At 39.5% G+C, this 9,463-nt stretch carries 8 protein-coding genes and 1 tRNA gene; 5 read left to right on the forward strand and 4 right to left on the reverse strand.

Annotated features, from left to right (window positions below; translation table 11 throughout):
* Positions 1–831: 831 nt before the first annotated feature.
* Positions 832–918, reverse strand: a tRNA-Ser gene (locus CUN59_RS05800).
* Positions 919–1,067: 149 nt separating this feature from the next.
* Here CUN59_RS05800 and CUN59_RS05805 point away from each other — a divergent pair.
* The 3 genes from CUN59_RS05805 to CUN59_RS05815 are packed head-to-tail and all read left to right on the forward strand — an operon-like array spanning position 1,068 to position 2,866.
* The gene (locus tag CUN59_RS05805; RefSeq protein WP_104386946.1) at positions 1,068–1,436 is read left to right on the forward strand and encodes a 2Fe-2S iron-sulfur cluster-binding protein; all 369 of its coding nucleotides are present in this window, start codon (positions 1,068–1,070) and stop codon (positions 1,434–1,436) included.
* Positions 1,437–1,458: 22 nt separating this feature from the next.
* Positions 1,459–2,031: a thermonuclease family protein gene (locus CUN59_RS05810; protein WP_243406881.1), complete on the forward strand. Its 573-nt coding sequence runs from the start codon at positions 1,459–1,461 to the stop codon at positions 2,029–2,031.
* 31 nt (positions 2,032–2,062) lie between these two features.
* Positions 2,063–2,866: an inositol monophosphatase family protein gene (locus CUN59_RS05815; protein ID WP_104386948.1), complete on the forward strand. Its 804-nt coding sequence runs from the start codon at positions 2,063–2,065 to the stop codon at positions 2,864–2,866.
* Between the two features lie 212 nt (positions 2,867–3,078).
* Here CUN59_RS05815 and CUN59_RS05820 read toward each other — a convergent pair whose 3' ends face one another.
* A complete protein-coding gene (locus CUN59_RS05820; RefSeq protein WP_104386949.1) occupies positions 3,079–5,751 on the reverse strand; it encodes a DUF3536 domain-containing protein in 2,673 nt (890 codons plus the stop codon).
* Positions 5,752–5,980: 229 nt separating this feature from the next.
* Here CUN59_RS05820 and cax point away from each other — a divergent pair, with 229 nt between their 5' ends.
* On the forward strand, positions 5,981–7,075 hold the full coding sequence (gene cax / locus CUN59_RS05825) for a calcium/proton exchanger (protein WP_104386950.1): 1,095 nt from the start codon (positions 5,981–5,983) through the stop codon (positions 7,073–7,075).
* Between the two features lie 205 nt (positions 7,076–7,280).
* Complete coding sequence (locus CUN59_RS05830; protein ID WP_104386951.1) at positions 7,281–7,832, forward strand: peptidoglycan-binding domain-containing protein; 552 nt, start codon at positions 7,281–7,283, stop codon at positions 7,830–7,832.
* A gap of 63 nt (positions 7,833–7,895) precedes the next feature.
* On the opposite strand, the gene map is transcribed toward CUN59_RS05830, so the two are convergent.
* Positions 7,896–8,726, reverse strand: coding sequence for a type I methionyl aminopeptidase (gene map, locus CUN59_RS05835; RefSeq protein ID WP_104386952.1), 831 nt, complete (start codon positions 8,724–8,726; stop codon positions 7,896–7,898).
* A gap of 340 nt (positions 8,727–9,066) precedes the next feature.
* Positions 9,067–9,463: cupredoxin domain-containing protein (locus CUN59_RS05840; protein WP_104386972.1), on the reverse strand; the 397-nt coding region annotated here is incomplete at its 5' end.

The raw sequence follows: 9,463 nt of genomic DNA on the forward strand, positions 1-9,463 counted from the left end.
TTCTTAAAATCCGCGAAACCCCTATTAATAAACGGTTATAGCTTTATTCAGCAAGCCCTATCTACTCTTGCTCACGCTTCATCATTGAATGATTATATACAAGCTACTACTCTATTGCAAAAAGAACAAGATTCTCTAGAAAAAGTATTTCAATAACTCAGATGGAGATTTATTTTTCAGAATTATAAAAAATTCCCCCCAGCATTAAAAAATAACTGGAGGTCATAATCAAAGACATTGGAATGTGGACTAGTTCAAATATGAATCTAACTTTATTTTCAGATAATTGTGTCTGTCTGGGGGAAGTTTAAATTTTATTGTTTTCTATCCAATTGCATAGAAAACAATAACCCGCAACAGGTATGATTCTGTAACGATTTGGCAGTTGTAGCGTCAGCATCCAACCATAGCACAACAGAAAACTAAAGTCGAGAAAGTTCTTTTCAAAAGTTCATGTTTTCCCTGGTTTCTTGATTAACTTAGTTTGTTTTTCTCTGTTGTTTAGTATCTTACACATTTAGATCATATGCGTATAAGTCTACAAAAAAATACCCCCGGTGATGAACCGAGGGATTCTGCAAGTCGGAATTATCGCACAAAGACATTCACGTACCTACAATAGCAATGCAACAACTCCAAAAAATGCCAAAATGCCAAAATCTAAAATCTCAGGACTTACGGAAGTGTCACGCAAAAAAATCTTTTGTAGGGTTTGGTTCGACAAGCTCACCAAACACATCAGACAGCATAAATCATGTAAATAAGCATATTCTTGACATCTGAAGCACCCTAACGATGTTACATATTTTGATTTGTTCAGTGTCTTAGTAACGGAGAGAGAGGGATTCGAACCCTCGTATACATTTCTGCATAACAGACTTTCCAGGTCTGCGCCTTCAACCACTCGGCCATCTCTCCAGGCTCTCGCTTTGCTATCTTATAACAGACTAGAAAAAAAAGCAAGCTTTTGGGGAAAGAAGATTTTTCATGAGTCTGTGATCTGAAAGTGCGGGGTTTTTAGCTTTATTCCTATAATTAAGTGTGAAACCGAAAATCGAAAAATCAAGATGGTTCAAACCCACACAATTAAAGTTTACGATCGCCAAACAGGTAAATCACATACTATCACTGTTCCTGAAGACCGTTATATCCTCCACACTGCTGAACATAACGGGGCAGAACTCCCCTTTTCTTGCCGCAATGGTGCTTGTACAACCTGCGCTGTCAGGGTTTTATCAGGAGAAATCCACCAACCGGAAGCCATTGGCCTATCTCCAGATTTACGCCGCAAGGGTTACGCTTTATTATGTGTAAGTTACGCCCGTTCTGATTTGGCAGTGGAAACACAAGACGAAGATGAAGTTTATGAACTTCAGTTTGGGCGCTTTTTTGGTAAGGGCAAAGTTAAACGGGGTTTACCCTTAGATGAGGACTAAGAATTTTCCTGTGTTCAAGTTAATGAATTTGATAGCGAGGAAGGCTGCTGTAGTATTCCGTCCTCGCCTTTTTATGCCAAAAATAATTATCTTAGCCAGTTTGTTACTTTTGGTGAGTTGTCAAAATCAAAATAACGCTGCTACTATTCCCGCTAGTGTAACAGTAGCCAGAGTTGTCAGTGGACAAAGTTTGGAAGTATTGGGAATAGAAGCACAAGCAAATTTAACTTCCCCAGTCCGGTTAATTGGGTTAGATGCGCCAGATATCCGTCAAACCCCCTGGGGAGAGGATGCCAAACAATTACTAGAAAGTTTAATTGGTGGTTCAAATCAAGCTGTTAATCTGGAATTTGACTTAGAAACCAAGGATAAATTTAACCGCACCTTGGCCTACGTATGGAAAGATAAACAGTTGTTAAACGAAGAAATAGTCAAACAAGGATATGCTTTATTTGTAGGGCGATCGCCTAATCGCAAATACAACCAACGCCTAGAACACGCCCAACAATGGGCGAGAATTATGGGCAAGGGTATCTGGAACACTGATAAACCCATGCGAATGACTCCTGGAGAATTTCGCCGGCTATCTCGTTAAATGTAAAGGTGACAACCCACAACCGACAAATATGCAAATTTTTCTAGATATTGCTACAGAAGCAGCTTTAGCCGCAGGTGTAGTTTTACAAGATTATTTAGGTAAATTAGAAGACGCAATCAGCGAAAAAGGCCGTCCTGGTGATTTAGTTACTGCCGCAGATAAAGCTTCTGAACAAGTAATTTTAGAAGTATTGCGCCGCCATTTTCCCCAACATTCTATCCTCGCTGAAGAGTCGGGAAAATTAGGAAATCAAGATAATGATTTTCTCTGGGCTATTGACCCCCTCGATGGTACAACTAATTACGCCCATCAATATCCTTGCTTTGCTATTTCCATTGGCTTACTAATTCAAGGTGTGCCCAAAGTAGGGGTAATTTATGATCCTTTCCATAATGAATTATTTCGGGCTGCGGCTGGCTTAGGTGCAACCCGTAACCGTCGCCCCATTCAAGTTTCCCAAACATCAGAATTAGGTAGAAGCCTGTTAGTAAGTGGTTTTGCTTATGACCGCCGGGAAACTACTGATAACAATTATGCAGAGTTTTGTCATCTCACCCATCTTACCCAAGGTGTCAGACGTGGCGGTGCAGCAGCTTTAGATTTAGCTTATGTCGCTTGTGGCCGAGTTGATGGCTATTGGGAACGAGGAATTGCCCCTTGGGACGTTGCGGCTGGAATCATATTGGTACAGGAAGCAGGGGGAAAAGTCACCGCCTATGATGGGACTCCGATTAAAATTGAGTCGGGGAGAATTCTTGCTACTAACGGTCATCTTCACGATAGTCTCAGTCAAGAATTAATAAAAGTTCCGCGTTTATCTAGTTGGACATAATTTTTTGATGATGATTGTAGGTTAAAAAATTGCGTTTTTCATGAGTCGGTTTTAACCGACTTTCGCTTCATTTCCAAAAACTGAGGGAGGCTCAGAATTTGTGATAAAAATTCCTAGCACATTAAATTTTTAATAAGTAACTTTTTTAGAAGAAAGAAAAATCCCTGTTCCCTGTTGCAAATATGATAGTGGGCAATGCCCACTTTATTTCTTTAAGCTAATTTAGCCAGATAAGGACTAACATCAACAGCTAATTTTTGTCCCAATTTTAGTAATTGACGGCATTGAATAGTTTCGGCTTCACTGTCAATATTAGTTATCCCTGGCAATATTTGACTGTGCAAACAAGTCCAATATAATTCTTGGACATTGTTTAAACTAATGCCAAGATGCAATTTATTACCAACATCAATCAACCGTTCTAAACGTTGGATATCTGCATCTATTTTACTATTGGCATCATACAATAATTGCCACAACAATCGGACTATTAATTGTTCTAAAATTTGGTTGCCTTCAGGGATGTTTAATTGACAACGTAGATGTTCGGCTTCAGTAGCGATCGCTTCCAATTCTCCCATCAACTTCCAGCTTAATTGGGCTTCGCTCATCTCCTGTTCTGGTGATGGTTGCACTTGCTGTAGTCCTCGTAATGTGGTCATACAACGATGCCCCAAGGCAATTTCTGCTGCTGCTTGTAGTTCTCGCGGTACTTCCAAACCATCCCGATGAAAGGCCATGATCACACCGTAATTATCTCTATAGAGTTGAGTATATAGTTGATCTAATCGTGACAGTGTTTCTTGACTCAATAACCGCATAATTCGATGACGTTCTTCCGCAAATAAAGTCTGCAAACTAAAGGCTTCACCCCCAAACAATTCAGTCATCTTAGTGATGACATGAGCTATACTTGCCTGTTGTAAAGCTGTAAACAGCTTTTCTTTAGTTTGGGTATAGTTACGTCGTCCCGTAAACGGTTGAATACAACAATGAAAATCCCAGCCGCCCAAGTGCAAGACGGCAAATACTAAATTCTCACTTTCCCAGGTAATATCTGACACTAGCTGCAAATGCCCCACAGCCATAGTTAATGCGCCCATGCGCCGCTTTTGGTAATCTAATTCATTCGCAGCATAACAATAGACACTCTGGTGATGACCATTAGATCGTTTATCTGTTTCTTTTCCAGGAACAGTATTGTTGTGATGATTGAATAAGGAAGTAATGGCATAATGGGCAGCTACTTGTTTAAAGCCAATTTGGGCAGTTAAGACCAATTGACGATATATTTCTGCTCCATGTTTAAATTCTTCCACATTACTAGGGGCTAAACCTAGACGTTTAATAAAGCCCTTTTCTAGTTGGATACCTGCCACATCGCCAGCTAATTCTAAAGCCCTGGAGGCATAACGCAAAATTTGTGTGCCTTCTGGGCGAGAAATTTCTTCAAAAAACCAGCCGCAACTGGTAAACATGAGTAAAGAGTGACGCTGCATTTCTAGCAAGCGCAAAGCTTCTACCTGTTCTGCTGCCTGGAGTTTATGAGCTTGATGGTGGGAGAGAAAGCGGCTAACATTGGCGGGGGAGCGATCGCCCATAACATGAATATACTCATCCCGTGCTTGCCAAGGATCACGAAACAAAGAACTACCATAATCTTCATAAACCTCAATTAACTGATCCCGCAGCCAATTTAAAGCATTGCGTAATGGCCGTCGCCATTTTTGATGCCACACACCCCCTTCACCACCACAACCACAATCATCTTGCCATCTATCCACACCATGAGCGCAACTCCAGGCCGTCACAGACTTTAATTTCACTTCCCAAGAGGGAGGATTTAAACTCAAATAGTGGGCATAGTTGGTAACAGTCCAACCATGACGGGGAAACTCACCAATAAAGGCATAGGCTAAAGTTTTTTCTGTTCCTTTTTTGTGATGTCCAAAGGTTTCCCCGTCTGTAGCTACAGAAATTAATTGGGACTGACGATGATCCCCACGAATAGCTGCCCCAATGCGTCCCGCAAAATGATGGGAATTGTAAACAACATCACTAAAACCCATATCCCGGGAAATTGGCCCATCGTAGAAAAAGATATCAATGTAGGGAATGGCTTTTTTTGCTGACTTGTGGGCATCCAAGTAGCAGCGATAAGGACGAGTGGGATCAATTTGATTACCTCCCACTTCATGCCATTGACTATGGGGATCATTCTCTGTGGGGATAGGACGACAACGCTGGGCTTGGGAAGGGGCTAAAATGATAAATTTAATGCCTTCGGCTACCAGTGCTTCTAAGGTGGCATAATCTACGGCCGTTTCTGCTAACCACATTCCTTCGGGATCACGGCCAAACCGAGAACGGAAATCTTCCTTACCCCAGCGAATTTGTGTATGTTTATCCCGCTCATTGGCTAAAGGTAGGATAATGTGATTATAGACTTGGGCGATCGCATTTCCGTGACCATTTAAGCGATCGCAGCTTTTAGCATCAGCCTCCAAAATCCGCTGATAAACCTCCACATCGTGGCGTTCCAACCAGGATATCAGGGTAGGTCCAATATTAAAACTCATGTATTCATAATTATTTACAATCTTCACAACTTCGCCTCTGTCATTTAAGACTCTTGCAAAGGCATTAGGACGATAACACTCCCAATGAATGCGTTCATTCCAGTCATGGAAAGGCGCGGCACTGGGTTGACGTTCAATAGCATCAAGATAAGGATTTTCTCTAGGAGGTTGATAAAAATGACCATGAACGGTAACATAAACACCCTGAGCAGTTTTCAGGGGATCATCTTCAGGACTATATTTCACCTCTTCATCTAATGCTAATATTGATTCATAATTACTTGGTATTTCCGTAGTCGAAGTCATATTTTCTTATCCAAATAAATGTGCAATTTTGCAGAAAATTCTTGCTATATCTACCGTTCTACAATTGTTCTCTCACAAAATCCGTGATCAATCATATCTATGAAACAAAACTAAATTTTGTTCCTATCATTACTAATTATCAATTACTATCTCTGGTAGAGATAATAGGTGTTAAAATTCACATGAATTTTTAGACATCGTGTAGATATCCCCTAAACTTTAAGTAAAAATGTCAACCAAGAACATTATTTTCACAGTTCTGCTACTGTTTGTACCCATCTCCTTGGCAGCCCACTTTTTAGAATGGGGAGACTTAGTAGTTTTTATCACCGCAGCATTAGCTATCCTCCCCCTAGCCGCTTGGATGGGTACAGCCACCGAAGAAATCGCTGTCGTCGTTGGCCCCATCTTAGGTGGATTTTTAAACGCCACCTTTGGTAATGCGACAGAACTAATTATTGCTTTAGTTGCCTTGAATGCAGGGTTAATTGATGTCGTCAAAGCTAGTATTACCGGCTCAATTATCGGTAACTTACTCCTAGTTATGGGTCTATCGATGCTCTTAGGAGGTATTCGTTACAAAGAACAAACATTTGAATCTGTTGTAGCACGGGTCAATGCTTCCTCCATGAACTTAGCAGTAATTGCCATTTTGTTACCAACGGCAATGAACTATACCTCCATCGGTATTAGTGAAACCACAGTACAGAATCTCTCCTTAGCTGTAGCTATAGTCTTAATTCTCGTTTACGGCTTAACACTACTGTTTTCTATGAAAACTCACGCCTATTTATATGAAGTTGGCGTAGTAGATACAGAAGAAGAAGAAGAAGTTAGCCATGAAAAACCAAACATTTGGTTATGGAGTGGAGTCCTTTTAGCTTGCACCCTATTAGTTGCCCTAGAGTCAGAATTGCTAGTTGATGCCTTAGAAGTTGCTACATCTAAACTAGGTTTAAGCGCCCTATTTACTGGGGTGATTTTAGTCCCTATTATCGGTAACGCTGCCGAACACGCCACAGCAGTCACCGTAGCCATGAAGAATAAAATGGATTTGGCTTTATCTGTTGCCGTTGGTTCAAGTATGCAAATTGCCCTCTTTGTTGCCCCAGTTTTAGTCATTGCTGGTTGGGTAGTTGGCCAACCCATGGATTTAGATTTTAACCCCTTTGAATTAGTCGCCGTTGCAGTATCAGTTTTAATTGCTAATAGCATTAGTTCTGACGGTAAATCTAATTGGTTAGAAGGAACATTACTTCTAGCAGCCTATACTGTCCTAGGTTTTGCTTTCTACTTCCATCCGGTTGCTAATAGTATCGGTTAAACACTCTCACCTAAATCTAAAATTTATGATTCCCGATTTCATCAATTGGGAATTTTTTATACTCAATCAAAGCCTAAATATTTTTTTTATAATTTAAACTCTCTACAGATAGATGAATAAAATTAATAATTACTCTACCCTCAAATCAGATCATTTTTTTGATATCAATCTTGAGATTTATTAATAAATACAGCTATAAAATACAATGACTGCAATCGGATCGCTAATCGTGGGTGTATTAAATCCAGAACAAATAAATATACCGACCTTTATACCTACTCAACTTTCTACTTCAGACAACGATGTAAATTTTCAAAAGCATCAATTAGTCGCTTATAATCAAATTACACCTCCTGAATTTAGTCAGATAAATGAAACTTACCCAACTCATTATTCCGTTGTTTCATTTCGACGACACAAAATTCTAGAACAAGTAGGAAAAAGACACAATTCTAGAAATTATTTTGAATTAGCTGATAGCAGTTATATTCCTAGAACACCGAATAAAAAAGATATTCAAGTATCAAAAAGATATTCCACAACCATAAGAAAAACCATGCCCATCATAGGTTTTGGTAGTTCAGGTACATCTGTGAGAGTATTACAAAAACTTTTGATTTCTAATGGTTATGGAGTACCTGTGGATGGCGTTTTTGGGCCAGTTACCGAAGTTGCTGTTAAAGCCTTTCAGAACCGTCGTCGTTTATCAGCAGATGGGCTAGTTGGTCAAAAAACCTGGTCGGAACTAACAATGTAATTGGTTAGTTGTCAGTTGTTAACTAGATCGGAAAAATCACAAAAATCATAGTTTAAATCATAGTTAAAGTTCCGTCCTATCAGTTAAAATTTCATAACCACTATCGGTTACTAAAACGGTATGTTCAAACTGAGCAGATAAAGCATTATCAACTGTTACCGCTGTCCATCTATCAGCTAAAATTCTGGTATTTTTAGAACCAGCATTTAAAATTGGTTCAATGGCTAAAGTCATACCAGAACGCAATTTTACATTTGGTATTTCAATAGTGCGATAATTAAAAACAGGTGGTTCTTCGTGTAAATTTCTGCCTACACCATGACCAGTAAATTGTTCCACCACTGTAAAACCATTAGCTTTGACATGATCTTCAATTGCACCGGCAATTTCTGCTAGATGTACACCAGCTTTTACCTGTTCAATACCTTTATATAAAGATTCTTCTGCTATTTTAATCAGTCTTGCTGCTTCACTAGTCACATTACCCACAGCAATAGTAATGCAAGAGTCACCATGAAAGCCTTCATAATAAGCTCCGGTATCTACTTTTAATACATCCCCTGAGCGAATTACCTTTTTATGGCTAGGAATTCCATGGACAACTTCATTATTAATGCTAGAGCAAATGGAAGCCGGAAAGCCATGATATCCTTTAAAACTCGGTGTTGCACCCATTTCACGGATACGTTGTTCTGCATAAGCATCTAAATCAGCCGTTGTCATTCCTGGCTTGACTAGCTCAGAAATTTCTTTCAAAACAGTGGCCACAATCTTTGCTGATTGTCGCATAATTTCGATTTCACGGGGTGATTTAACTTCAATCCCTCGGCGTTGTTGTCGTTTTTCGGGTTTTAGTTGGACTGGTTGAGAAAGCAAGTTGCTGAAAATGTTCATCATGAAACCTAGAAATGACCGTTACTTTAGCGATTAAGTGCCAAATTGTTGAGATTTATAAGAAAATAGGCTGAAAACCCGGGAATTAACGGCTAAAAATCCTAATAATTTTCAGGGATTAATGTCTTTTAATCCGGGGATGAAAGCCAACTAGAGGCTGTCTTCCTCCAGTGACTTGTGTTATACTAATTGTTACAGGAAAGGTAATCAACCTGTCTAAAAACCTAACTGCCTAACGCAAGAATACCCGTTTCTTTAGACCGGGAAGTGTCAATGCAAAACATACCCATCCTTACGTTAACTTATTTTTTGCCGTAAATTCTGATTCAGACAGACATTATTACCTAATCACAATTTCGCCTTTCATCCCTGCTTCTGTATGTCCAGGTATGATACATCGTAAAGCATATTTTCCGGGTTTGATAGGTACAAATACCCATTCTGCCTCTGCACCGGGTTTAAGTTCCAATTCTCGAATATTACCTTTAATTTCTACCTTACCTGCTTCGACTTTTTGTGTCCAAATGGCATCAGCAAAGTCTTTGGCTGTAAAATAATGTTTTTGGGAACTAGGATTATTTAATTTGAGATTGTACCGTTTACCAACGGCAAACTCTAAACGATTTGGCTCAAATTTTAATTCATTAGCCGCATTACCCAAACTGACTGTAATTTCTATAGGTGGTTGTTTGAGAAGATTATTAGATAAGTACCTGAGCAAAATTAATTTAACATTT

The organism is Cuspidothrix issatschenkoi CHARLIE-1, from assembly GCF_002934005.1.
In the GTDB taxonomy this organism is placed as follows: Bacteria; Cyanobacteriota; Cyanobacteriia; order Cyanobacteriales; family Nostocaceae; genus Cuspidothrix; species Cuspidothrix issatschenkoi.